Source organism: Pseudomonas sp. GW821-FHT01D09 (assembly GCF_059422465.1).
Window position 1 is genome coordinate 67,290 of the sequence record NZ_JBWKWY010000009.1, and the last position, 25,007, is coordinate 92,296.

The following is a 25,007-nucleotide window of genomic DNA, read 5'->3' on the forward strand; positions in this document are numbered from 1 at the left end:
CAGCGATATTCCTTTCGATTGTTATTGTGCCGGGTGAGTCAAGGGTGGCACCGATTCGCTGCGCACGGGAAACACCTGTTGCCGACGGTCGGCGAAAAAGCATTCTAAGGTACGCCTGACCGTGCGAAAAGCCAGCTCGGACCAAGGGATGTCCGCTTCATCGAATAGTCTGACTTCCAGGCTCTCGGGGCCGGCGGCAAAGTCCAGGTCGATCAGTTCGGCGCGGTAGAAGATATGCACCTGGCTGATGTGCGGGACGTCGATCAGCGTGTAGATCGTCAGGTTGCGCACCCTGGCGCAGGCTTCTTCCAGGGTTTCGCGCAGGGCGCCCTGTTCGACGGTCTCGCCGTTCTCCATAAAGCCCGCCGGCAGGGTCCAGTAGCCCAGGCGCGGCTCGATGGCACGCCGGCACAGCAGCACCTGGTTGCCCCAGACGGGCAGGGTGCCGGCGACGATATTGGGATTCTGGTAGTGAATGGTCTGACAGTGGTCACACACATAACGCAGGCGCGCGTCGCCTTCGGGAATGCGCTGGGTGACCGGTTTACCGCACTGGCTGCAGAAATTCATGCTTGGGTTCCTGGGGACTGCGCCTATCTTGGCGTGCAGGGCAGTGGCCTGCAAGTTGTCGTTTAGCGACACCGCCGGGGTTTTGGGGTTGGGCCCCCGTACGCTTTGGTGCATGATGCAAGGTAGCCAACAGATCGAGATGACTCATGCTGGACGAGCTACTTCGCCGGGTAAGCAATCACACGCCACGCACGCTGGAAACTGACGGCCGTTTCCCCGAGGCCGCCGTGCTGGTGCCGATTACCCGTAGTGACGAACCCGAGCTGATCCTGACCCTGCGTGCCAGTGGCCTGTCGACCCATGGCGGCGAAGTGGCGTTCCCGGGGGGGCGCCGCGACCCCGAAGACCCGGACCTGGTGTTCACCGCGCTGCGCGAGGCCGAAGAAGAAATCGGCCTGCCACCGGGCCTGGTGGAAGTGATCGGGCCTTTGAGCCCCCTGATTTCCCTGCACGGCATCCGCGTGACCCCGTATGTGGGGGTGATCCCCGATTATGTCGAATACCTGGCCAACGATGCCGAAATTGCCGCCGTATTCAGCGTGCCCCTGGAGTTTTTCCGCCAGGACCCGCGCGAGCATACCCACCGTATCGATTACCAGGGCCGCAGTTGGTATGTGCCCAGCTATCGCTTTGGTGAATACAAGATCTGGGGCCTGACGGCGATCATGATCGTCGAGTTGATCAATCTGCTCTATGACGATGCCGACATCAGCCTGCACCGTCCGCCGAAAAGCTTTATCAATACTTAAAGCCATCGTTTAAATGGCAAGCCGTGAGGGAAGACCATGAAATACCGCCTGGGCGATGCCCGCGTCGAGACCCATCCCCACAGCTGGGTGGCCCCCAATGCCACGCTGGTGGGCAAGGTCAAGCTGGAGGAGGGCGCCAACGTCTGGTTCAACGCGGTGTTGCGTGGCGACAACGAACTGATCCTGATCGGCAAGAACAGCAACGTGCAGGACGGCAGCGTGATGCACACCGACATGGGCTACCCGCTGACCCTGGGCACGGGGGTGACGGTGGGGCATAACGCCATGCTGCATGGCTGCACCGTCGGCGACTACAGCCTGGTTGGCATCAATGCGGTGATTCTCAACGGTGCAAAAATCGGCCGGCACTGCATCATCGGCGCCAACTCGTTGATCGGCGAGGGCAAGGAAATCCCCGATGGCTCGCTGGTGATGGGCTCGCCGGGTAAGGTGGTGCGGGAATTGACCGAGCAACAGAAAAGAATGCTGGAGGCCAGTGCGGCGCACTATGTGCATAACTCGCAGCGTTATGCCCGTGACCTGGCCGAGCAGTCGGAATGAACCCGGTTGAACGTCCCGTCGCCTCGCCCTGTGTGAGCATTTGTGCGCTGGACGACGACGATATCTGCACCGGTTGCCAGCGCACTGTCGATGAAATCACCCGTTGGAGCCGCATGGACAATGCCGAGCGCCGGGCGGTGCTGGGGTTGTGTCATGAGCGGGCGAAGGCCAGTGGGGTGTTGTGGATGATTCCTGGAAAATCCGGCGCCTGAACCACTGCTATCGCAGGCAAGCCAGCTCCCACCTTTGAAGTGCATTTCAACAGGTGGGAGCTGGCTTGCCTGCGATGAGGCCCCTCCAGACGACATCCCTTTAATTGTGTACCCTGTGCGCATTACCCACAGGTCCCTCGCCCCATGCTCTTCCTGATTGCCTATATCAGCAGCGTCGTGCTGATCAACTTCGCCTTTTCCACCGCCCCGCACCTGGATGTCATCTGGTCCGCCTGGGGTGGCCTGGTGTTTATCCTGCGGGACATGGTGCAAACGCGCTTCGGCCACGGGGCGATTATCGCCATGCTCGCGGCGCTGGTGCTGTCCTATCTCACCTCCGACCCGTCCATCGCCCTGGCCAGCGCCACGGCGTTCGCGGTCTCCGAGTGCATCGACTGGCTGGTCTTCAGCATCACCAAGCGCCCATTGCACGACCGGCTGTGGATCAGCTCGGCACTGAGCATTCCCCTGGATACCTTTATCTTTTTTGGCCTGATCGGCGCGTTGACGCCGGCCGTGGTCGGCACCGCCCTGGCCTCGAAATTTGCCGGGGTTACGGTGGTGTGGCTGGCCATGGCCTGGCGTTTGCGGCGCCAGCGTGTCGCCAACTGAGGCCAATGCGTGCCGTTCATGTAAAATGCCGGCCTTTCTCCCCCTGATCCGCTCCCCTGAGGACCTGAGATGACCCGAATCGGAACTCCATTGTCGCCAACCGCGACCCGCGTATTGATGTGTGGCTGCGGTGAGCTGGGCAAGGAAGTGGTAATCGAACTGCAACGCCTGGGCGTTGAAGTGATTGCCGTGGATCGCTACGCCAACGCGCCGGCCATGCAGGTGGCGCATCGCAGCCATGTGATCAACATGCTCGACGGCGCGGCCCTGCGTGCGGTGATCGAGGCGGAAAAACCGCACTTTATCGTCCCGGAAATCGAAGCCATCGCCACCGGCACCCTGGTGGAGCTGGAGGCCGAAGGCTTTACCGTGATCCCCACCGCCCGTGCGGCGCTGTTGACCATGAACCGTGAAGGCATCCGCCGCCTGGCCGCGGAAGAGCTGGACCTGCCGACCTCGCCGTACCACTTTGCCGACACCGTGGAAGACTACCGCAAGGCCGTCGAAGACCTGGGCTTCCCGTGCGTGGTCAAGCCGGTGATGAGCTCGTCGGGCAAGGGCCAGAGCCTATTGCGCAGCGTCGATGACGTGCAGAAAGCCTGGGACTACGCCCAGGAAGGCGGGCGTGCCGGCAAGGGCCGGGTGATCATCGAAGGGTTTATCGACTTTGACTACGAAATCACCCTGCTGACCGTGCGTCACGTGGGTGGCACCACCTTCTGCGCGCCTGTGGGCCATCGTCAGGAGAAGGGCGACTACCAGGAATCCTGGCAGCCCCAGGCCATGAGCCCGGCGGCCCTGGCTGAATCCGAGCGCGTGGCCAAGGCCGTGACCGAGGCCCTGGGTGGCCGTGGCCTGTTTGGTGTCGAGCTGTTTATCAAGGGCGACCAGGTGTGGTTCAGCGAAGTCTCGCCGCGCCCCCACGACACCGGACTGGTGACCTTGATTTCCCAGGACTTGTCGCAGTTTGCCCTGCACGCACGGGCGATTCTGGGCTTGCCGATCCCATTGATCCGTCAGTTCGGGCCTTCGGCTTCGGCGGTGATCCTGGTGGAAGGGCAGTCGACCCAGACCGCATTCGCCAACCTCGGCGCGGCCCTGAGCGAGCCGGACACGGCATTGCGTCTGTTCGGCAAGCCAGAAGTGAATGGCCAGCGCCGCATGGGCGTGGCGCTGGCGCGGGATGAGTCGATCGAGGCTGCCCGGGCCAAGGCGACCCGTGCTTCCCAGGCGGTGGTTGTAGAGCTGTAAAAGCATCGCGGGCAAGCCCGCTCCCACATTTGGAATGCGTTCCAATGTGGGAGCTGGCTTGCCTGCGATAGCGATCTATCAGGCGACACGATTCAAGTCGTTATCCCGCGTCTCTTTCAGGCACAGCACCGCAATCAAGCTGAGCAACGCTGCCGCCGACACATACCCGCCGACATAACTGAGCCCACCCATCGCCACCAGTTTGGTCGCGAAAAACGGTGCGGCCGAAGCGCCAACGATCCCGCCCAGGTTATACGCCGCCGACGCCCCGGTATAACGCACGCGCGTGGGAAACAGTTCCGGCAACAACGCCCCCATCGGCGCAAAGGTCACGCCCATCAGGAACAGTTCCAGGCACAGGAACAGTGCCACCGCCCAGGTCGAGCCGTGAGTCAGCAACGGTTCCATGGTGAAGCCCGAAAGAATCGCCAACACCGCACCGACGATCAGCACCGGCTTGCGCCCATAACGGTCACTGGCCAGGGCTGCCAGCGGCGTGGCCGCGCCCATGAACAGCACGGCAAAGCACAGCAGGGCGAGGAAGGTTTCGCGGCTGTAGCCCAGGGTGCTCACGCCGTAGCTCAGGGAAAACGCCGTGGTGATATAGAACAGCGCATAACACACCACCATCGCTGCCGCGCCGAGCAGTACCTGCAACCAATGCTGGCTGAACAGCTCCACCAGCGGCACTTTCACCGGTTTTTCCTTGGCCACGGCGTTGGCGAACACCGGGGTTTCATGCAGTTTGAGGCGCGCATACAGGCCCACCATCACCAGCGCGGCGCTGAGCAGGAACGGAATGCGCCAGCCCCAGCTGCGGAATTGCTCATCGTCCAGGTTCATCGCCAGGATCAGGAACAGCCCGTTGGCCGCCAAAAAGCCAATGGAAGGCCCCAATTGCGGGAACATGCCAAACCAGGCGCGCTTGCCCTTGGGCGCGTTCTCGGTGGCCAGCAGTGCGGCGCCGCCCCATTCCCCACCCAGGCCCAGGCCTTGGCCGAAACGCAGCACACACAGCAGGATCGGCGCCCAGGCACCAATGCTGTCGTAACCCGGCAACAGGCCGATCAGGGTGGTGCACACGCCCATCAGCAGCAATGAAGCCACCAGCGTCGACTTGCGCCCGATCCGGTCACCGAAATGGCCGAACAGCGCCGAGCCCAAGGGGCGAGCGATAAACGCGATACCGAAGGTCAGGAACGCCGCCAGCATCTGCGCGGTGCCGGAACTCTGGGGGAAGAACACCGGGCCGATCACTAGCGCGGCGGCCGTGGCGTAGATATAGAAGTCGTAGAACTCGATGGCGGTGCCGATGATGCTCGCGGTGGCGACGCGGCTGGTCGAGTTGGTCGGGGCGGCGGGAGCGGCCTCGTCATAGGTGGTGCTCATTGAGGTATCCCTGATGGTCATTGCGCCTTTGGCGCGGATTATTATTGGTCTTGCACCCATGGATCAGGGCAGTGCGCGGCGTCGGCTCGGGATGGGAGCGTACCGGTCAGACACGGTGTTGCAGTGCCTGGACACGCTCAGTGCGGATAGCACGCGGTCGGGCGGGGCTTGGGTAAGCGCGATTGATTATAGGAAGGGGTTTGCGCTGCAAACAAGGGCTGGAGCGCGGTCTTTGGGGCTGCAAAGATCAAATGTGGGAGCGGGCTTGCCCGCGATGACGGTGTGTCAGTCAGAGTTGCATTAACTGACCCGCCGCTATCGCGAGCAAGCCCGCTCCCACACAAGCCTGCTCTTACATTTAGGTAGCAATCGGTGCCGAGCCGACATGCCAGATCAACACCTTGCTTACCCGGTTGTCCTCGGTCTCGAGGATTTCCAGGCGATAACGGCCGATCTTCAGGCACACCGCGCAATCGGGAATGCTCTCCAGCGCTTCGGTCACCAGGCCGTTGAGGGTCTTGGGGCCGTCGCTGGGCAGGTGCCAGCCCAGGTTCTTGTTCAGTTCGCGGATCGACACGGCGCCGTCAATCACATAGCGCCCCTCTGGCTGGGGCTGGATCAGCGGGTTGTCCAGGCTCTGTTCGCTCTCGAATTCGCCGACGATCTCTTCCAGGATATCTTCCAGGGTGACGATACCCAGCACTTCGCCGTATTCGTCCACCACCATGCCCAGGCGGCGCTGCTGCTTGTGGAAGTTGAGCAATTGCAGTTGCAGCGGCGTGCTTTCCGGGACGAAGTACGGCTCGTGGCAGGCCGCGAGCAGGGCGTCCTTGGTCAGGCTGGCGTCGGGCAGCAGGTGCTGGATCTGCCGGGTGTTGAGCACCGCCTCGACCTGGTTGATATCACTGTGGAACACCGGCAGCCGCGTGCGCTGGGAGCTGCGCAGGTGTTCGATGATCTCCTCGATAGGGTCGTCGAGGTTGATGCCATCGACTTCGCTGCGCGGCACCAGGATGTCATTGACGGTGATGTTGTCCAGGGCGTGGATGCCCGGCATGCCCGGCATAGGGTCGTCATGCTCGTCCGTTGCCTGCTGGTCGGGGTGGTCGGGCTGTGGCTCGTCGCTTTTCTTCACGACCCCGGACTTGCGCGCGAACGGGCGCAGCAACAGCAGGCTGAGGCCATTGAGCAACCAGGCCAGGGGATAGAGGATCTTCAGCGGCACTCCCAGCAGCGTATTGCCAAACCCCAGCACCGCTTGCGGATAGCGGGTGGCGAGGGTGCGCGGCAGGTAGTCGGCCAGCACCAGCAACAGCCCGCTGGAGACCAGCCAGCCTAGCCAGGGACCGTTTTCGGCCCAGGCATAGATGGCCAGCAGGGTGCACAGAATCACTACCACTGCGCGGCACAGGGTGTTGCACAGGATCAGGCTGTTGCGCGGGAAGTTGAGGCGGGCGGCGGCCTTGTCGCCCTGACGTGTACCGGGGCGCAGGGCCAGCAAATGGTGCTGGGCCGCTTCGATGGCGGTAAACAGCGCCGACCACAACACTAGCAGCGCGACGACCGCGAGCATCGGCTCCAGGGGCAAATTGTCCATAATGGCTGCCCGTCAGATATGCAGGATGAATTCGCGAACCAGCTTGCTGCCGAAATACGCCAGCATCAGCAGGCAGAAACCGGCCAGGGTCCAGCGGATTGCCTTGTGCCCACGCCAGCCCAGGCGATTGCGGCCCCACAGCAGTACGCTGAACACCACCCAGGCCAGGCAGGCCAGCAGGGTCTTGTGTACCAGGTGCTGGGCGAACAGGTTCTCGACAAACAGCCAGCCGGAAATCAGCGACAGCGACAGCAGCGTCCAGCCGGCCCAGAGAAAGCCGAACAGCAGGCTTTCCATGGTCTGCAACGGCGGGAAGTTCTTGATCAGCCCGGAAGGGTGCTTGTGCTTGAGCTGATGGTCCTGCAACAGCAGCAGCAACGCCTGGAACACGGCGATGGTAAACATGCCGTAGGCCAGGATCGACAACAGGATATGGGCGAGGATGCCCGGCTCCTCGTCGATCACCTGCACCGTGCCGGTGGGGGCGAATTGCGCCAGCAGCACCGTGAGCATCCCCAGGGGGAAGAGCAGCAACAGCAGGTTCTCCACCGGGATCCGTGCGCAGGCCAGCAGCGTCAAGGCAATGACTGCGGCGGCAATCAGGCTGGCGGCGCTGAAAAAGTCCAGGCCCAGGCCCACCGGGGTCATCAGGTGGGTGAACAGGCTGGCAGCGTGGGCCAGCAGGGCGAGCACGCCGAGGCCGGCCAGCAGGCGTTTGTCCGCCCTGGCGCGCTGGGCCAGGCGGGTGCCCTGATAGAGGGTCGCAGCGGCATACAAGAGTGCGGCGGCGAGACTGGGTAGCAAACTGGGTGACAAAGGGAGCATAAATCCTGTTAGGCAAGCCCGAAAGCCGATGAGTTTGGCACACACCTGCGTTCCACGAAAGACCACCGGGCCAGACAGCGGGTGTGCACGGCGGCAGTCTTCGCTATAATCCGCGACCTGCCCACGCCGCAGGCTCGCCGAGCGCTGTTTTTAATAGCGATTTATCACAGCCTGGGCCGCCATTACCTCGGTCTACTAATGCATTTCGATGAATAGGGCCTGAAAGGATCGCGCATGTTTGAAAACTTGACTGACCGTCTCTCGCAGACGCTGCGCCATGTCACCGGCAAGGCCAAGCTGACCGAGGACAATATTAAAGACACCCTGCGCGAAGTGCGCATGGCGTTGCTCGAAGCCGACGTTGCCTTGCCTGTGGTCAAGGATTTCGTCAACTCGGTCAAGGAGCGTGCGGTTGGCACTGAAGTGTCCCGCAGCCTGACGCCGGGCCAGGCCTTTGTGAAGGTCGTGCAGGCCGAGCTCGAAAGCCTGATGGGTGCGGCCAACGAAGACCTGAACCTCAGCGCCGTGCCGCCGGCCGTAGTGCTGATGGCCGGTCTGCAGGGTGCGGGCAAGACCACCACCGCTGCCAAGCTGGCGCGCTTCCTTAAAGAGCGCAAGAAAAAATCCGTGATGGTGGTGTCGGCCGACGTGTACCGTCCGGCCGCGATCAAGCAGCTGGAAATGCTCGCCGGTGAAGTGGGGGTGACCTTCTTTCCGTCCGACCTGAGCCAGAAGCCGGTCGACATCGCCAACGCAGCCATTAAAGAAGCCAAGCTCAAGTTTATCGACGTGGTGATCGTCGATACCGCCGGTCGCCTGCACATCGATGAAGAGATGATGGGCGAGATCAAGGCGCTGCATGCCGCGATCAACCCGGTAGAGACCCTGTTCGTGGTCGACGCCATGACCGGCCAGGATGCGGCCAACACCGCCAAGGCCTTTGGTGATGCGCTGCCGTTGACCGGCGTGATCCTGACCAAGGTCGACGGCGATGCCCGTGGCGGTGCCGCACTGTCGGTGCGCGCAATCACCGGCAAGCCGATCAAGTTCATCGGCATGGGCGAGAAGACCGAAGCGCTCGAACCGTTCCACCCTGAGCGGATCGCCTCGCGGATCCTCGGCATGGGCGACGTGCTCAGCCTGATCGAGCAGGCCGAGCAGACCCTCGACAAGGACAAGGCCGACAAACTGGCCAAGAAGCTGAAGAAGGGCAAGGGCTTCGACCTCGAAGACTTCCGCGACCAGTTGCAACAGATGAAGAACATGGGCGGTCTCGGCGGCCTGATGGACAAGTTGCCGAACATCGGCGGTGTGAACCTGGCGCAAATGGGCAATGCCCAGGGCGCGGCAGAGAAGCAGTTCAAGCAGATGGAAGCCATCATCAACTCCATGACCCCGGCCGAGCGCCGCGACCCTGAGCTGATCAGCGGTTCGCGCAAACGTCGGATCGCCATGGGTTCCGGCACCCAGGTGCAGGACATCGGGCGCTTGATCAAGCAGCACAAGCAGATGCAAAAGATGATGAAGAAATTCTCGGCCAAAGGCGGCATGGCCAAAATGATGCGCGGCATGGGTGGCATGATGCCCGGTCGTGGCATGCCGAAGATGTAAAGAATTCGCGCAGGGGCTTGCTCTTGCGCAGACCCACAGGGATGTGGGATCTCCAGCAAACCCGCCGTTGGCGGGAGCTGACTCGCCGTTTTAACCGACGGCTCTCTAGCAGATCTGAATGGCACGCGGTCAGGCGCCGGAAAAAGACATTTGCAAAAGTCGGGATATTCCTTAGAATATGCGGCCTTTCGGGCACCCATGCCCGCTGTGCATTTAGATTTGCAGCACCGACTACAGGAACGATGTTCACATGCTAACAATCCGTCTTGCCCTTGGCGGCTCCAAAAAGCGCCCGTTTTACCACTTGACCGTAACCGACAGCCGCAACCCGCGTGACGGTTCGCACAAGGAACAGGTTGGTTTCTTCAACCCTGTTGCTCGTGGTCAAGAAGTTCGTCTGTCCGTGAACCAAGAGCGCGTAGCCTACTGGCTGAGCGTGGGTGCACAGCCATCCGAGCGTGTTGCCAAGTTGTTGAAGGACTCGGCTAAGGCCGCAGCCTGAGCAATATGAACGCGACGCCAGCTGTTGCTGATGATTTGATCGTTATCGGCAAGATTTACTCTGTTCATGGCGTTCGCGGCGAAGTGAAGGTGTATTCCTTTACTGATCCGACTGAAAACCTGTTGCAGTACAAGACCTGGACGCTTAAGCGCGAAGGGAGTGTGAAACAGGTCGAGCTGGTCAGTGGACGCGGGAACGATAAGTTCCTGGTCGCAAAGCTCAAGGGTCTCGATGATCGTGAAGAAGCGCGTCTTCTGGCCGGTTATGAGATCTGCGTGCCGCGCAACCTGTTCCCTGAATTGACCGACGGCGAGTACTACTGGTACCAGCTGGAAGGTCTGAAGGTCATTGATCAACTCGGGCAATTGCTCGGGAAAATCGATCATCTTCTGGAAACCGGCGCCAATGATGTAATGGTGGTCAAGCCTTGCGCTGGCAGCCTGGATGATCGCGAACGCCTGTTGCCCTATACCGAGCAATGCGTGTTGGCCGTCGACCTGGCCGCGGGCGAGATGAAGGTGGAATGGGATGCGGACTTCTAAGCGTGGCTAATTTGCGCGTTGAAGTGATCAGTTTGTTTCCCGAGATGTTTTCCGCCATCAGCGAGTACGGCATCACCAGTCGGGCGGTGAAACAAGGGCTCTTGCAGCTTACTTGTTGGAACCCGCGAGACTACACGACGGATCGACATCACACTGTGGACGATCGCCCATTTGGCGGTGGCCCGGGCATGGTGATGAAGATCAAGCCCCTGGAAGACGCCCTGGTTCAGGCCAAGGCAGCAGCCGGGGAGAAGGCGAAGGTCATTTACCTGTCCCCTCAAGGCCGCCAGCTTAATCAGTCGGCGGTACGCGGGTTGGCGAGTCAGGAAGCATTAATCCTGATTGCCGGTCGCTATGAAGGCATTGACGAGCGTTTTATTGAAGCTCATGTCGATGAAGAGTGGTCGATTGGGGACTATGTTCTGTCTGGCGGTGAGCTGCCGGCGATGGTCCTGATAGATGCGGTTACACGACTGCTGCCTGGAGCTTTAGGGCATGCGGACTCCGCGGAGGAAGATTCCTTCACGGATGGTTTGCTGGATTGCCCGCACTACACCCGACCGGAGGTGTATGCGGATCAGCGTGTTCCCGACGTATTGCTAAGTGGCAATCACGCACACATCCGGCGTTGGCGTTTACAGCAGTCCCTTGGTCGGACCTATGAACGACGCGCCGATCTTCTGGAAAGCCGCTCGCTTTCTGGAGAAGAGAAGAAGCTGCTCGAGGAATACATCCTCGCGCGGGACGATAGTTAACAACGTATCGATGGTAGATCCGACGATTTACCTTAGGAGCACAGCATGACTAACAAAATCATCCTTGCACTCGAAGCAGAGCAGATGACCAAAGAGATCCCTACCTTTGCCCCGGGCGACACCATTGTCGTTCAGGTGAAAGTGAAGGAAGGCGACCGTTCGCGTCTGCAAGCGTTCGAGGGCGTCGTAATCGCCAAGCGTAACCGTGGTGTGAACAGTGCTTTCACTGTTCGTAAAATCTCCAACGGTGTTGGCGTAGAGCGTACTTTCCAGACCTACAGCCCGCAAATCGACAGCATGGCCGTTAAGCGTCGCGGTGACGTACGTAAAGCCAAGCTGTACTACCTGCGTGACCTGTCCGGTAAAGCAGCTCGCATCAAGGAAAAACTGGCTTAAGTCCAGCTTCCCGATGCAGAAAAAAGCAGCCTACGGGCTGCTTTTTTGTGCCTGAAATTTGCCCCTTGCCCGGAACCTGTTCATGACCACCCGCCTTCCACAGTAGGCATGCATTTCCCTGTGGCAGCCGGCTTGCCTGCGATAGGATCTACCCGATACTACAGTCATCAGCCTGAGCCCCCATGCCCGCCATTGACCACCCCCTGATCGACCGCTTCCTCGACGCACTCTGGCTGGAAAAGGGCCTGTCGGACAACACTCGCCAGTCCTACCGCAGCGACCTGGCCCTGTTCAATGGCTGGCTGCTGGAGAAAAACCTCGAACTGAGCCACGCCGGGCGCGAGTTGATCCTCGATCACCTGGCCTGGCGCCTTGAACAGAACTACAAGCCGCGCTCCACTGCGCGATTCCTCTCGGGGGTGCGTGGGTTTTATCGCTATTTGTTGCGGGAAAAGCTGATTGCTGTCGATCCGACCCTGCAAGTCGATATGCCACAACTCGGTAGGCCCTTGCCCAAATCCCTGTCAGAAGCCGACGTCGAAGCCCTGCTGGCCGCGCCCGACCTGAGCGAAGCCATCGGCCAGCGCGACCGGGCCATGCTGGAGGTGTTGTATGCCTGCGGCCTGCGCGTGACCGAGCTGATCAGCCTGACCCTGGAACAGGTTAACCTGCGCCAGGGCGTGTTGCGGGTGATGGGCAAGGGCAGCAAGGAGCGCTTGGTGCCCATGGGCGAAGAGGCGATTGTGTGGGTCGAGCGCTATATGCGCGATGCCCGCGGCGAGCTGCTCGGCGGGCGTCCCAGTGACGTGCTGTTCCCCAGCCTGCGCGGCGAGCAGATGACCCGCCAGACTTTCTGGCATCGCATCAAGCACCACGCCAGGGTGGCCGGGATCGGCAAGTCGCTGTCCCCCCACACCTTGCGCCATGCATTTGCCACCCACCTGCTCAACCATGGCGCGGATTTACGCGTGGTGCAGATGTTGCTGGGCCACAGCGACCTGTCCACCACGCAGATTTATACCCATGTGGCGCGCGCCAGGTTGCAGGACCTGCATGCCAAACATCACCCAAGGGGCTGACAGCCCCCAATTTGGCTGCCAGCGTCTGCCCTGGCGCCCAATTGTGGTAGGCTTTGCCGGTTTGCAAAGGGGACGGTCCCACGCCGTGTTTCCAGACCGGCGCCCTGGCCTTCGTCCCTGCATCTGCCTTCAGGAGTTCCCATGCGCTTGACCCAGATTTTTGCCGCCGCAGCCATTGCGTTGGTCTCAACCTTTGCCGTCGCCGATGACGCCGCCGAGAAGACAATCCGTAAGAGCCTGGAAAGCCTCCAGCTCGAAACCCCGGTCGAAAGCATCAGCGCCAGCCCCATGGCCGGCCTGTATGAAGTCAAGCTCAAGGGCAGCCGCGTGCTGTACGCCAGCGCCGACGGCCAGTACATCGTCCAGGGCTACCTGTTCCAATTGAAAGACGGCAAGCCGGTCAACCTCACCGAGAAGGCCGAACGCCTGGGTGTGTCCAAGCTGATCAATGCCATTCCGGTTGCCGAAACCGTGGTGTACCCGGCCATTGGCGAGACCAAGACCCACATCACCGTGTTCACCGACACCACCTGCCCGTACTGCCACAAGCTGCACGCCGAAGTGCCCGAGCTGAACAAGATGGGCGTCGAAGTGCGCTACGTTGCGTTCCCGCGCCAGGGCCTGGGTTCGGCGGGCGACAAGCAGTTGCAAGCGGTGTGGTGCTCGGCTGACAAAAAGGGCGCCATGGACAAGATGGTCGACGGCAAGGACATCAAGGCTGCGGCCTGTGCCAACCCGGTGTCCAAGCAGTTCGCCCTGGGCCAGTCGATTGGCGTGAACGGTACGCCGGCCATCGTTTTGGCTGACGGCCAGGTCATTCCGGGCTACCAGCCGGCTCCACAAATCGCCAAACTGGCGCTGGGTGCCAAATAAACAGTACCGTCGAGCCTTTGACGGTCAGACCCGCCGACCCGTCGGCGGGTCATTCATCGCGAGCCGCACAACTGCGGCTGTTTTTCACGGCCGACCTTGAGTCGGCCGTTTCATGGGGAGTTCTTCAGTGAAACCGGTCAAAGTAGGCATCTGTGGGTTAGGGACCGTCGGTGGCGGCACCTTGAACGTACTTCAGCGTAACGCTGAGGAAATTTCCCGCCGTGCAGGGCGTGGGATTGAAGTGGCACAAATTGCCATGCGTACGCCAAAGCCTCAGTACCAAACGACCGGTATTGCGATGACCAACGATGTCTTCGATGTGGCCACCAACCCTGAAATCGATATCGTCATCGAACTGGTCGGCGGCTACACCGTCGCCCGTAAATTGGTGCTCAAGGCCATCGAAAACGGCAAGCACGTGGTCACCGCCAACAAGGCGCTGATTGCCGTGCACGGCAACGAGATCTTCGCCAAGGCCCGCGAGAAGGGCGTGATCGTGGCGTTCGAGGCGGCGGTGGCCGGCGGTATCCCGGTGATCAAGGCGATCCGCGAAGGCCTGTCGGCCAACCGCATCAATTGGGTGGCGGGCATCATCAACGGCACCGGTAACTTCATCCTCACCGAAATGCGCGAGAAGGGCCGTACCTTTGAAGACGTGCTGGCCGAAGCCCAGGCCCTGGGTTACGCCGAAGCCGACCCGACCTTTGACGTGGAAGGCATCGACGCGGCGCACAAGCTGACCATCCTGGCCTCCATCGCCTTTGGGATCCCGCTGCAGTTCGACAAGGCCTACACCGAAGGCATCACCCAACTGACCACCGCCGACGTGAACTACGCCGAAGCCCTGGGCTACCGCATCAAGCACCTGGGCGTGGCGCGCAGCACCGCGGCCGGTATCGAATTGCGCGTGCACCCAACCCTGATCCCGGCCGACCGCCTGATCGCCAACGTCAATGGTGTGATGAACGCGGTGATGGTCAATGGCGATGCGGCGGGCTCGACCCTGTTCTACGGCGCCGGCGCCGGCATGGAGCCGACGGCTTCGTCGGTGATCGCCGACCTGGTGGACGTGGTCCGCGCCATGACCAGCGACCCGGAAAACCGCGTGCCGCACCTGGCCTTCCAGCCGGATTCGCTGTCGGCGCACCCGATCCTGCCGATCGAAGCCTGCGAAAGTTCCTACTACCTGCGGATCCAGGCCAAGGATCACCCGGGCGTGTTGGCCCAGGTGGCCAGCATCCTGTCGGAGCGCGGTATCAATATTGAGTCGATCATGCAGAAGGAAGTCGAAGAACACGACGGCCTGGTGCCCATGATCCTGCTGACCCACCGTGTGCTGGAACAGCATATGAACGATGCCATTGCCGCGCTGGAAGCCTTGCAGGGCGTGGTTGGGCCGGTGGTGCGGATTCGCGTCGAACACCTGAACTAACGATAGGTTGCAGAGGCCGCCGAGGTTCGGCGGCCGCTGTTCAAGAATGTTGTAGAGGAGCCAGTCATGCGCTACATCAGCACCCGCGGCCAGGCACCGGCCCTGAATTTTGAAGACGTCCTGCTGGCAGGCCTCGCCACTGACGGCGGCCTGTACGTGCCGGAAAACCTGCCACGCTTTACCCAGGAAGAAATCGCCTCCTGGGCCGGCCTGCCGTACCACGAGCTGGCGTTCCGGGTCATGCGCCCGTTCGTCACCGGCAGCATCCCCGATGCCGATTTCAAGAAGATCCTCGAAGAAACCTACGGCGTGTTTTCCCACAACGCCATTGCCCCGCTGCGTCAGCTCAATGGCAATGAATGGGTGTTGGAGCTGTTCCACGGCCCGACCCTGGCATTCAAGGATTTCGCCCTGCAACTGCTCGGCCGCCTGTTGGACTACGTGTTGGCCAAGCGTGGCGAGCGCGTGGTGATCATTGGTGCCACCTCCGGCGATACCGGCTCGGCGGCCATCGAAGGCTGCAAGCACTGCGAAAACGTCGATATCTTCATCCTGCACCCACACAACCGTGTATCGGACGTGCAGCGCCGGCAGATGACCACCCTCTTTGGCGAAAACATCCACAACATCGCCGTCGAAGGCAACTTCGATGACTGCCAGGAGATGGTCAAGGCCAGCTTTGCCGACCAGAGTTTCCTCAAGGGCACGCGCCTGGTTGCGGTGAACTCGATCAACTGGGCGCGGATCATGGCCCAGATCGTCTACTACTTCCACGCTTCGCTGCAGCTGGGCGGGCCGGCGCGTTCGGTGTCGTTCTCGGTGCCGACCGGCAACTTCGGCGATATCTTCGCCGGTTACCTGGCCCGCAACATGGGCCTGCCGATCAACCAGTTGATCGTCGCCACCAACCGCAACGACATCCTGCACCGCTTTATGAGCGGCAACCAGTACGTCAAGGAAACCCTGCACGCCACTCTGTCGCCGTCGATGGACATCATGGTGTCGTCGAACTTCGAGCGTTTGCTGTTCGATATGCACGGTCGCAACGGTGCAGCCCTGGCCGGCCTGATGGACAGCTTCAAGCAGGGTGGTGGTTTCAGCGTCGATCAGGAGCGCTGGACCGAGACCCGCAAGCTGTTCGACTCCCTGGCCGTGGACGATGCCCAGACGTGCGAGACCATCGCCGAAGTCTATGCCCAGACCGGCGAACTGCTGGACCCGCACACCGCCATTGGCGTCAAGGCCGCGCGCGAATGCCGCCGCAGCCTGGATATCCCGATGGTCATCCTCGGCACGGCGCACCCGGTGAAATTCCCCGAAGCGGTGCAGAAGGCCGGTGTCGGCGAGGCCCTGGCGTTGCCGCCGCACCTGGCTGACCTGTTCGAGCGGGAAGAGCGTTGCACGGTGCTGCCTAATGACCTGAAGGCTATCCAGGCGTTTGTCAGCCAGCATGGCAATCGTGGGAAACCGCTCTGAGTCTTGGCTGACTCAAGGCTGTTCGCTTGAAAAAACGGCGTTTACCCAGGAATGGGAAACGTCGTTTTTATTTGGGGTACAGCGCTCACCGTATCACCAATGTGGGAGCGGGCTTGCTCGCGATATCCGTGTGCCAGGCGCAGTATGTGCTGGCTGACCCACCGCAATCGCGAGCAAGCCCGCTCCCACAGGGGGGTGTCGCTTCGCGTAAGGCTATGCTGTGTGCGCAATAACCAACAAGGAAACCCACACGGTGCGGTTCACGATTCGATGGCTCCAGTGCCTACTGAGCCTGCTACTGCTCGGCCACCTGCCTGCAAGCCTGGCCGCCGTCAGCCTGCCGTTCAATCTGGTGCCGGCGTTTATCAGCCTGGCGCCCATGCCCCTGGCACCCGCCGAGCAGCAATGGCTGGGGCAGCACCGCACCTTGAAAGTGGGGATCTCCATCGATGATTACCAACCCATCGACATCACCCGCGACCGCAATCGCTACCAGGGCATCAGCGCCGACTACCTGAGCCTGGTGGGCGCGCGGCTCGGCGTGCCGATGCAAGTGATGGGCTTCGCCGAGCGGGCCCAGGCCGTGGAAGCGTTGCGCGCCGGCAGCATCGATATCCTCACCAGCGCCAATGGCTATGAACGTGACGTGCCCGGCCTGGCCTTCACCGCCGACTATATGCCCGACCGTTCGGTCGTGGTGGTACGCGGTGACGACGCCACGCAAAACGACGCGCTCGCGGACAAGAAGCTGGTGTTGCTCGATGGTTATGCCAACGTCAAGAACGTGCATGCGGCCTACCCGCATAGCCATATCATGTTGGCCCCCAACCTCTACAGCGGCCTGGAAGCCCTGGAGCAGGGCGATGTGGATGCCTTTATCGGCAATGAAGTGATCGTGCGCGCCTACCAGTCCCTGCGCCCTTACCTGAATATGCAGATCAAGGAGCAAAGCCGCCTGGCACCGATTGGTTTTGCCTTTGCCACACGCCAGGCCGACCCCTTGCTGGGCAAGATGCTGGACCGCGCGCTGCTGAGCATCGAGGACTCGGTGCGCCGGGAGATCCTGGCCCGTTGGACCACGGGCCTGGGGGTGGACGTGGCCGGTGAACGTATCCCGTTGTCGGCCGCCGAGCAGGCCTGGGTACTGCAACATCCCCATGTGGTGGTGGTGGCCCAGCAGTACTCGCCTTATGTGTTCAAGGACAAGGATGGGCGTTGGGTCGGGTTGAATGTGGACCTGCTCAACCGCCTCTCGCGCATGACCGGTTTGCAGTTCGTCATGGAGGAAGTGTTTTCCACCGCCCAGACCCTGGCCGCCCTGGAAAAAGGCAGCGCGGATATGAGCAGCACCCTGGTGGAAAATACCGAGCGCCGGCGGTTCCTGGATTTCAGTCACGGGTTTGGCGGCGCCGGCTGGGTATTTGTCGAACGTCTTGATCGCCCGCCGCTGACCCATCTTAGCCAGCTCTCGGGCGAGGTGTTGGCGTTGCCGGCGCGGCATGTGCTGGAAGGTTACATCCGTCGCCAATACCCGGCGATCCGCCTGCGCTCGGTCGCCAACTACAGCGAGGCCCGCGCCCTGGTGGCCCGGGGGGACGCGGCCGCGACCATCCAGAGTGAAGTGGAGGTGCAGAGTTACCCGGCCGATGAGTTGCGGGCCGGTCGCAGCGTCGATGGCAAGTGGTCCAGTGACAGCCTGGCGGTGCGCAAGGACCATCCCGAGTTGCTGAGTATTTTGAACAAGGCCCTGGAAGCGTTGCCGGTGGCCGAGTTGAGCGCCCTGCGCCTGCGCTGGATGGGGACGGTGGCGGTGCCGGTGCCCGCCTGGCAGCGCGTGCCGCCGTGGGCCTATTGGACGGTCGCCACGGCCCTGCTGTTTGTGCTGGTGTCACTGCTGTGGAACAGCCGGCTCAAGCGCCAGATCCGCCAGCGCGTCGAGGCGCAGCGGCGGCTCAATGACCAGTTGGCCTTCAAGCGCGCCCTGTTCGACGGCATGCCCAACCCGGTGTTTGCGCGCGACCTCGAAGGCCGCCTGCTCACCTGCAACAAAAGCTATGAGCAACAGTTGGCCACCCGGCTTGAGCAGATCCAGGGCCTGACCCTGCCAGAAAGTGGAATATTGCCTAGCGCTACCGCCTGGCGCCTGCACAGGGGGCATATGGAGCAACTGGCCACGCAGCAGTCGCTGTTTATCGACCGGCAATTGGAGTTCAACGGCGGTATCGCCCATGTCTACCAATGGACCGTGCCGTTTTACGATGCGGGGGGCCAGTTGCAGGGGCTGCTGGGCGGTTGGGTCGATATCAACGAGCGCAAGGTTTTGGAAACCCAGCTGATGGATGCACGTTGCGCCGCCGATGAGGCGAACTATGCCAAGAGCGCCTTTGTGTCGAACCTCAGCCATGAAATCCGCACACCGATGACGGCGATTATCGGCCTGCTGGAACTGGAGCAAGAACGCGCCCTGGCCGCAGGCATGCCGGTCTCCGAGGGGCTGCGGGTGGCCCATCGTTCGGCCCGCGAGCTGATCGACTTGATGGGCGATAGCCTGGACCTGGCAAAGATCGAAGCCGGCCATCTGCAACTGGCGCCCCAGACCACTGACCTGAAAGGCTTCTTCGAGGGGATCCAGCGGCTGTTTGAAGCCACCGCGCAGAAAAAGGGTTTGCACCTGACCCTGGCCTTCGCCCCCCAGGCGCAGGGCTTTTACTGGTTCGACCCACTGCGCCTGCGCCAGGTCATGCACAACCTGCTGGGCAATGCGCTCAAGTTCACGCAGCAGGGCGAAGTGCGCGTGCGGGTAGCGTGCCAGGTGGATGGGGAGGGGCACGAATACCTGCACCTGTGCGTCGAAGACACCGGCCCCGGTATCAGCCCCGAACAGCAGGCGCGGGTGTTCCGGCCGTTTATCCAGGGCAGCCCGCTGACGGCTGCCGAACATGGCGGCACCGGGTTGGGCTTGAGCATCTGCCAGCAACTGGTGGACTTGATGGGCGGGCAAATCACCCTGCACAGTGCCTTGGGCGAAGGCACCACGGTGTGCATCGACCTGCGCCTGGACCGGGTCGGCAGTGACGATCTGCCCGCGCCGGCGGCCACCGTGCCTTTGCTGCCAGCAGGCCGGGCCTTGTCGGTGCTGATTGTCGACGACCTACCGGCCAACCGCCTGGTGCTGGCCCAGCAGTTGCAATTCCTCGGCCATCAGGTGGTGGGCCTCAATAGCGCCGAGGCCGCGTTGCAGCGCTGGCGCAGCGAGACGTTCGACGTGCTGGTGACCGATTGTCATATGCCGGGCATGTCCGGTTATGCCCTGGCCGAGGCCATTCGCCAGATAGAGGCCCAGGAACAGCGCCCGCGCTGCGCGTTGCTTGGCTGCACCGCCGATGCCCAGGACGACGAAGACCCGCGTGGCCAGCGGGCGGGGATGGATGCGCTGCTGGTCAAGCCGGTGACCCTGGAACAGTGGCGCCAGGTGCTGGCCCGGGTCACGGCCGTGCCGGCCTTCGACCTGCAGGCCCTGCGCAAGATGACCCAGGCCGACGGGCCGATCCTGCAAAGCATGCTGCAGGAACTGGCGAACAACCTTGAGCACGAGCACCGCCTGCTGGGCAACGCCATGGCCGAGCACGACCTGGCGCAGTTGCGGGCCAGCCTGCATCGCCTCAAGGGTATTTGTTGCCTGGTGGATGCGCTGCCATTGGCCAAGGCCTGCGTTGCCCTGGACACCTGTGCGCGGGAGCACCGTGCCGATGAACTGGCGCAGCATTGGCCAATCTTGTCTGCGACCTTGCTGACGCTGCGACAGGAAATCGAGCCGTATCTGAAGCAAGAATAGGACTCGTCCTATGGGGGCTTGCCCAGGTTTTGGCTAATGTGGGCGATCTTGCACGTAGCCCCAGAGTTTTCCATGCGCTCACTTAAAGTCCTGATTCTCGAAGATCACCCGTTCCAACTGATGGCCCTGCACCAGATGCTCAATGCCAACGGCGTGTTCAACGTACTCACGGCCGAAAGCGTCGAGATCGCCCGCCAGTCGCTGGCGAGCAAGGGCCCGGTGGATATCGCCATCTGCGATCTGTACCTGGAGCACGGCGACTCACTGGGGCTGATCCGCGAAATGGCCGAGCAGGGCCTGGCCCAGGTCCTGGTGCTGTTGAGCGACGCTGATCGCGATGTACTGGACGGCGTGGCAAGCATGGCGCGCCAGGCGGGGCTCAATGTGCTGGGGTGCATGCCCAAGCCGGCTTCCGCCACCGCCATCGGGCAAATGCTCGATGCGTGCCAACAACGCTTGCGGCCAACCCCGCAGGCCTTGTCCTGGGAGCGCGCGTGCCAGATGCTGGGGGTGAGCGAATTGGCGACGCAGCCACTGTGCACCGAGGTCGGCGAAGCCGCCATCGAGCGTTACGCCAGCCTCTGCTACCAGCCCATCGTCAATCAGGACGGTGATCTGCAAGGCGTGGAGGCGCTGGCGCGCTGGCAAGACCCGAATCATGGCCAGTTGATGCCCAGCGAGTTTCTGCCGCTGCTGGAACTGGCGGGGCTGGAGCCGGCCTTTACCTGGTTCGTGCTGCAACAGGTGTTGCGCCTTTGCGCCCAGGTGGCCCGGGACACGGGCCGGGAACTGCCGGTGTCGGTCAATATTCCCGGGCGGCTGTTGGAGCAGGAGCACTTTGCGCTCACCCTGCAAGGGCTGTTGCAGCGCTTCGCCGTGCCCGCCCGCAACCTGACCCTGGAACTGGTGGAAACCTCGCGCCTGAAGACCGACAGCGCCCATGTCACCGGTTTGCTGCGCCTGCGGATGATCGGTTGCAAGCTGTCCATTGGCGATTTCGGCATCGGCGGGACCAGCCTGCAACGCTTGTTGGAGTTGCCGTTCACCGAACTGAAGATTCCCCCGGCGTTTGCCAGCGGGATGGCGGGGGACGAGCGCAAGTGTGCGGTGGTCGCCGGGGCCATGAGCATGGCCGGGCACCTGGGCGTCAGCGTGGTGGTGACCGGGATTGAAACCCCCGCCGACCGTGACGCGGTGCGCGCCCTGGGGCCGGCGTGGCTGCAGGGTTGCCTGATCGCCCACCCGATGAGTGCCCAGGTGCTGCAACACTGGCTGGCGCAATCTGCCGCAATTGCATTGTAGGCAAACCTAGGCCAGCCCGTGTTCCTGCACATAGATGAACAACGCGGCATCGCTGATCAGCCCCAGCTTGCGCATGGCACTGACTTTCTGTGCGCTGACGGTCTGCTTGCTGCGGTTGAGGTGCGTGGCAATCTCGCCCACTGTCTTGCCACCCGCCAGCAGGCGGATCACTTCCAGTTCCCGGGGTGACAACTGGTGCTGCGAGTGCAGGCGGTCAGCCCCCACTGCGCCGGCCAGGGCCAGCGCCTGTTGAATGGTCCGGGCGACATAGGGCCGCTGCTGGCGCACCTGGTCGATGGCCTCGGGCAATTCGTCGGCCAGGCTGGCCTTGCTCAACAGGCCCATGACCCCCAGTTCCAGGATCGAGTGAAACAGGCCGGCGTTATTGAGCATGGTCACCACCACGATGGGCAGGTCCGGGTAATGTCGGCGCAGGTGTTCGATCAGGCGCAGGCCGTCGGCCTGGGGTTCGGCTGGCATCATGAAATCGGTGACCAGCACATCGCAGGGGCAGTGTTGCAGCAGGGCGGCCAGGGCCTGGGGCGAGTTGGCCTCGCCGACGATGCGCACCTGCTCGTCGCGCTCCAGCACTGCCCGCAGACCGATAAGGAAAATCGGATGATCGTCGGCAATGACAATGCGCAAGGGCTGTTCAGACGCGTCTCTCACGGTGGACTCCGGCAATAATCAGGAGATTCTAGCCTGTTGGCGGCTGTTTTCTCTCTGTCATCTTTGCCATGCATGCTCGATAGGTTCGGCACAAAGGCGAACTTTGTGCTTTGCGCGATGCTCCTACAGATGGCGGGTTTTTTGTTTTCCCATATTGAGTGGTGATCGAGATGGAAAGTATCAGCCTATTGCTCGGCGAAGCGCTGAGCCCTTATCAGGTCACGCTGACTGCCTCGGGTGTACACGGCGAGTGCCTGGTGACGGTAAAGAGCCCGACGGGCGCTATCGTGGTCGAACGCGAAGTGGATCGTGCACAGTTGAGCGACAAGCGCGCCCTGGTGGACGTGGTGGACTGCCTGCACCGCGACCTGAAAATCGCCGAAGGGCGCCTGGAACCCTCGGTGATCGCGGCCTTGCGCAACGCGGCCCAGACGCGCGCCACCGCTCAGGCATGAAGAAGTTTTTATCTTTGGAACCTTCCTACAGGAGGGTGAGTCAGACCCTGTAACAGCAAGATCAAGCATTGTGCTCCGGTGCTTGTAGCTTGTTGTACTGGTCTTTGTAGGCCACGTTTAACCCCGAGTTGTCTCCCCACTGCTCGGGGTTTCTTTTTGCCTGGGATTTATCACGGCAGCGGTGTTTCGCTGAAAAAACTCGGGTTGTCCTTGAGGTATTGCGCGCGCTTGAGCGGGTCCAGCCCGTTGGCGTAGGACTCAAGCAGCGCCTCCTGTGGAATATTCTGCAACTCGCGGTTGATATAGCTGATGGCCTGGCGCCCCAGCGCGGTGTTCGAGCAACCGATATGGATGCGCTGATAGCGCGGCATGCCCTTGATCGGATAGAACAGCAGGTCCTGGGGATCCATGCCTTGTTGCGCGGCCTGGTAGCGGATTTCCGTCCAGTACCCCAGCACCGCCTCCAACCTTCCCAGGCGCTGCATCTGCAACAGGCTGCCCAGGGCATCGTTGCCGTAATGCGGCGCCAGCCAGCGCGGGTCGGCGTGGCTCAACTGTTCATCGACACCGGGGCCGTAGCTGCGTTCGGCAACGACCCCAAGACGCAACTGCTGCGCCTGGAGCAACTTCGCCAGATCGAACGTGCCATCGGCCACATAGGGCGCCAGGGCGTCCTGCTGATTGCGGCGGATCGCAATGCCATTGCTTAACATCGCAAACGCCGGCCCTGAAAAAACGATGGTTTTTGCCCGCGCCGGCGTCCACACCAACGACGGGTCGCAGGTGAAGGAGGGCGCCAGCAGCATTTGCATGCCGCGGGCGCGGTTGACATGCAGGATCTGATGGCGGTACTGCGGCAGGTGCTCAATCAACAACGGCAGCAGCTTATCCACACTGCCCTGGCCCTTTTGCGGCCCCTCCAAAATAGTCATCGGCGGCAGGTCGCGCACCAGCCAGGTCAAGGTCTCTTGCGCCTGGGTCGATAGCGGCAGCGCCCCAAGCAGCGGGGTAATAAGCCATAAGCGCCGCAGCGCCCTGATGCAACGGCCGGCCATTATCTTGAGCATGCTCCGCACGGCATCAGATCGCGCCATCCTTGCGCAAACGGGCCACGGCGCTGCTGTCGTAGCCCAGAGCTTGCAGGATCACGGCATTGTGCTCGCCCAGCTGCGGCCCGACCCACTCGCAACTGCCTGGGGTGTCGGAAAGCTTGGGCACGATGCCGGGCATCTTGAAATCCTTGCCGTCGGGCAACTGGGCCTTGAGGAACATTTCCCGGGCCAGGTATTGCGGGTCGCCGAGCATATCTTCGGCGCTGTAGATCCGGCTGGCAGGCACCTGGGCCAGGTTCAACTGCTCCACCACCTGGGCCAGTGGCAAGCTGTTGACCCAGCGGTCGATCACGCCGTACAACTCGTCGCGCCGGCTATCGCGGCCATCGTTGCTGGCCAGTTGCGGGTCATTGGCCAGGTCCTCGCGGCCAATGGCCAGCATGAAGCGCTGGAAGATCGCATCGCCATTGGCGCCAATCTGCACATGCTTGCCGTCGCAGGTGGTATGGATCGATGACGGGGTAATGCCCGGCATGATGTTGCCGGTGCGCTCGCGGATAAACCCGAACACATCGAACTCGGGGATCATGCTTTCCATCATCGCGAAGATCGCTTCGTACAGCGCCACATCCACCACCTGGCCGAGGCCACCGTTGACCTCGCGATGGCGCAAGGCCATGAGCGCGCCAATCACCGCCCACAGCGCGGCGATGGAGTCGCCGATGGAAATCCCGGTGCGCACCGGCGGGCGGTCCTCGAACCCGGTGATATAGCGCAGGCCGCCCATGGATTCACCGACCGCGCCGAAGCCCGGTTGATCCTTCATCGGCCCGGTCTGGCCAAAGCCCGAGAGCCGCACCATCACCAGCTTGGGGTTGAGGGCGTGCAGGGTGTCCCAGTCCAGGCCGAGTTTTTCCAGGACGCCGGGGCGGAAATTCTCGATCAGGATATCGGCGTCTGCCAGCAGTTGCTTGAGGATCGCCAGGCCGTCCGGGTGCTTGAGGTTCAGGGTCAGGGACTGTTTATTGCGTGCCTGGACAAACCACCACAGCGAGGTGCCTTCATACAGCTTGCGCCATTTGCGCAGCGGGTCGCCGCCGTCGGGGGATTCGACCTTGATCACCTGGGCGCCGAACTCGGCGCAAATGCGCGAGGCGAACGGGCCGGCGATCAGGGTGCCCAGTTCGATGACTTTCAGGCCGGCAAGCGGTTTGGCGGTAAACGACATGAGGCTCCTTAACAAGCGCGGGAAGGTGTGTATT

At 62.0% G+C, this 25,007-nt stretch carries 24 protein-coding genes; 17 read left to right on the plus strand and 7 right to left on the minus strand.

What is annotated here, in order from left to right; genetic code table 11:
• Positions 1-21: 21 nt before the first annotated feature.
• Positions 22-570, minus strand: a complete 549-nt coding sequence (locus AC07W7_RS11555) for an NUDIX hydrolase (RefSeq protein ID WP_076962103.1) — start codon at positions 568-570, stop codon at positions 22-24.
• 146 nt (positions 571-716) lie between these two features.
• On the opposite strand from AC07W7_RS11555, the gene AC07W7_RS11560 reads away from it, so the two are divergent.
• The 5 genes from AC07W7_RS11560 to purT all read left to right on the plus strand — a co-directional run bounded on the left by AC07W7_RS11560 (position 717) and on the right by purT (position 3,955).
• The gene (locus AC07W7_RS11560; protein ID WP_029296164.1) at positions 717-1,319 is read left to right on the plus strand and encodes a CoA pyrophosphatase; all 603 of its coding nucleotides are present in this window, start codon (positions 717-719) and stop codon (positions 1,317-1,319) included.
• Positions 1,320-1,355: 36 nt separating this feature from the next.
• Positions 1,356-1,880, plus strand: coding sequence for a gamma carbonic anhydrase family protein (locus AC07W7_RS11565; protein WP_076962104.1), 525 nt, complete (start codon positions 1,356-1,358; stop codon positions 1,878-1,880).
• On the plus strand, positions 1,877-2,092 hold the full coding sequence (locus tag AC07W7_RS11570) for a DUF1289 domain-containing protein (protein WP_495039347.1): 216 nt from the start codon (positions 1,877-1,879) through the stop codon (positions 2,090-2,092). Before AC07W7_RS11565 ends, AC07W7_RS11570 begins: the two co-directional genes overlap by 4 nt.
• Positions 2,093-2,236: 144 nt before the next feature.
• Positions 2,237-2,704 carry a preQ0 transporter gene (locus AC07W7_RS11575; RefSeq protein WP_495039348.1) on the plus strand — a complete coding sequence of 156 codons (468 nt, stop codon included), beginning with the start codon at positions 2,237-2,239 and terminating at the stop codon, positions 2,702-2,704.
• 69 nt (positions 2,705-2,773) lie between these two features.
• A complete protein-coding gene (gene purT, locus AC07W7_RS11580; protein ID WP_076962107.1) occupies positions 2,774-3,955 on the plus strand; it encodes a formate-dependent phosphoribosylglycinamide formyltransferase in 1,182 nt (393 codons plus the stop codon).
• 78 nt (positions 3,956-4,033) lie between these two features.
• Here purT and AC07W7_RS11585 read toward each other — a convergent pair whose 3' ends face one another.
• From AC07W7_RS11585 to AC07W7_RS11595, 3 genes are all read right to left on the minus strand, one after another.
• Positions 4,034-5,344, minus strand: a complete 1,311-nt coding sequence (locus AC07W7_RS11585; RefSeq protein ID WP_197880974.1) for an MFS transporter — start codon at positions 5,342-5,344, stop codon at positions 4,034-4,036.
• A gap of 358 nt (positions 5,345-5,702) precedes the next feature.
• Positions 5,703-6,941, minus strand: a complete 1,239-nt coding sequence (locus AC07W7_RS11590; RefSeq protein ID WP_169866825.1) for a transporter associated domain-containing protein — start codon at positions 6,939-6,941, stop codon at positions 5,703-5,705.
• A 12-nt stretch (positions 6,942-6,953) separates the two neighbouring features.
• The gene (locus tag AC07W7_RS11595; RefSeq protein WP_029296177.1) at positions 6,954-7,766 is read right to left on the minus strand and encodes a cytochrome C assembly family protein; all 813 of its coding nucleotides are present in this window, start codon (positions 7,764-7,766) and stop codon (positions 6,954-6,956) included.
• Between the two features lie 234 nt (positions 7,767-8,000).
• Between AC07W7_RS11595 and ffh the strand changes: the two genes are divergently transcribed.
• The 11 genes from ffh (at position 8,001) to AC07W7_RS11650 (ending at position 21,569) form a co-directional block, all read left to right on the plus strand.
• The gene (gene ffh / locus AC07W7_RS11600) at positions 8,001-9,377 is read left to right on the plus strand and encodes a signal recognition particle protein (RefSeq protein WP_076962110.1); all 1,377 of its coding nucleotides are present in this window, start codon (positions 8,001-8,003) and stop codon (positions 9,375-9,377) included.
• A gap of 250 nt (positions 9,378-9,627) precedes the next feature.
• Entirely contained in the window at positions 9,628-9,879 is a 252-nt protein-coding gene (gene rpsP / locus AC07W7_RS11605) for a 30S ribosomal protein S16 (RefSeq protein WP_003175899.1), read from the plus strand.
• Positions 9,880-9,884: 5 nt separating this feature from the next.
• Positions 9,885-10,421 (plus strand): ribosome maturation factor RimM, encoded by a 537-nt coding sequence (rimM, locus tag AC07W7_RS11610; protein ID WP_010565276.1) that lies wholly within the window; start codon positions 9,885-9,887, stop codon positions 10,419-10,421.
• Positions 10,403-11,176: a tRNA (guanosine(37)-N1)-methyltransferase TrmD gene (gene trmD / locus AC07W7_RS11615; RefSeq protein WP_154220461.1), complete on the plus strand. Its 774-nt coding sequence runs from the start codon at positions 10,403-10,405 to the stop codon at positions 11,174-11,176. Before rimM ends, trmD begins: the two co-directional genes overlap by 19 nt.
• Before the next feature lie 45 nt (positions 11,177-11,221).
• Entirely contained in the window at positions 11,222-11,572 is a 351-nt protein-coding gene (gene rplS, locus AC07W7_RS11620) for a 50S ribosomal protein L19 (RefSeq protein ID WP_003175895.1), read from the plus strand.
• Positions 11,573-11,754: 182 nt separating this feature from the next.
• Positions 11,755-12,651 carry a site-specific tyrosine recombinase XerD gene (gene xerD, locus AC07W7_RS11625; protein WP_076962111.1) on the plus strand — a complete coding sequence of 299 codons (897 nt, stop codon included), beginning with the start codon at positions 11,755-11,757 and terminating at the stop codon, positions 12,649-12,651.
• Between the two features lie 141 nt (positions 12,652-12,792).
• On the plus strand, positions 12,793-13,524 hold the full coding sequence (dsbC, locus tag AC07W7_RS11630; RefSeq protein ID WP_076962112.1) for a bifunctional protein-disulfide isomerase/oxidoreductase DsbC: 732 nt from the start codon (positions 12,793-12,795) through the stop codon (positions 13,522-13,524).
• Positions 13,525-13,651: 127 nt separating this feature from the next.
• Complete coding sequence (locus AC07W7_RS11635) at positions 13,652-14,956, plus strand: homoserine dehydrogenase (RefSeq protein ID WP_495039349.1); 1,305 nt, start codon at positions 13,652-13,654, stop codon at positions 14,954-14,956.
• A 66-nt stretch (positions 14,957-15,022) separates the two neighbouring features.
• Positions 15,023-16,432, plus strand: coding sequence for a threonine synthase (gene thrC / locus AC07W7_RS11640; protein ID WP_076962114.1), 1,410 nt, complete (start codon positions 15,023-15,025; stop codon positions 16,430-16,432).
• 253 nt (positions 16,433-16,685) lie between these two features.
• On the plus strand, positions 16,686-20,267 hold the full coding sequence (locus tag AC07W7_RS11645) for a transporter substrate-binding domain-containing protein (protein WP_495039350.1): 3,582 nt from the start codon (positions 16,686-16,688) through the stop codon (positions 20,265-20,267).
• A 72-nt stretch (positions 20,268-20,339) separates the two neighbouring features.
• On the plus strand, positions 20,340-21,569 hold the full coding sequence (locus AC07W7_RS11650; RefSeq protein WP_495039351.1) for an EAL domain-containing response regulator: 1,230 nt from the start codon (positions 20,340-20,342) through the stop codon (positions 21,567-21,569).
• Between the two features lie 6 nt (positions 21,570-21,575).
• On the opposite strand, the gene AC07W7_RS11655 is transcribed toward AC07W7_RS11650, so the two are convergent.
• Entirely contained in the window at positions 21,576-22,238 is a 663-nt protein-coding gene (locus AC07W7_RS11655; RefSeq protein WP_099168195.1) for a response regulator, read from the minus strand.
• 170 nt (positions 22,239-22,408) lie between these two features.
• Between AC07W7_RS11655 and AC07W7_RS11660 the strand changes: the two genes are divergently transcribed.
• The gene (locus AC07W7_RS11660) at positions 22,409-22,693 is read left to right on the plus strand and encodes a DUF3509 domain-containing protein (protein ID WP_090412780.1); all 285 of its coding nucleotides are present in this window, start codon (positions 22,409-22,411) and stop codon (positions 22,691-22,693) included.
• 170 nt (positions 22,694-22,863) lie between these two features.
• Here AC07W7_RS11660 and AC07W7_RS11665 read toward each other — a convergent pair whose 3' ends face one another.
• The gene (locus tag AC07W7_RS11665; protein ID WP_236309057.1) at positions 22,864-23,760 is read right to left on the minus strand and encodes a TIGR02285 family protein; all 897 of its coding nucleotides are present in this window, start codon (positions 23,758-23,760) and stop codon (positions 22,864-22,866) included.
• 13 nt (positions 23,761-23,773) lie between these two features.
• Positions 23,774-24,973, minus strand: coding sequence for a CaiB/BaiF CoA transferase family protein (locus AC07W7_RS11670; protein WP_099168196.1), 1,200 nt, complete (start codon positions 24,971-24,973; stop codon positions 23,774-23,776).
• Between the last annotated feature and the right edge of the window lie 34 nt (positions 24,974-25,007).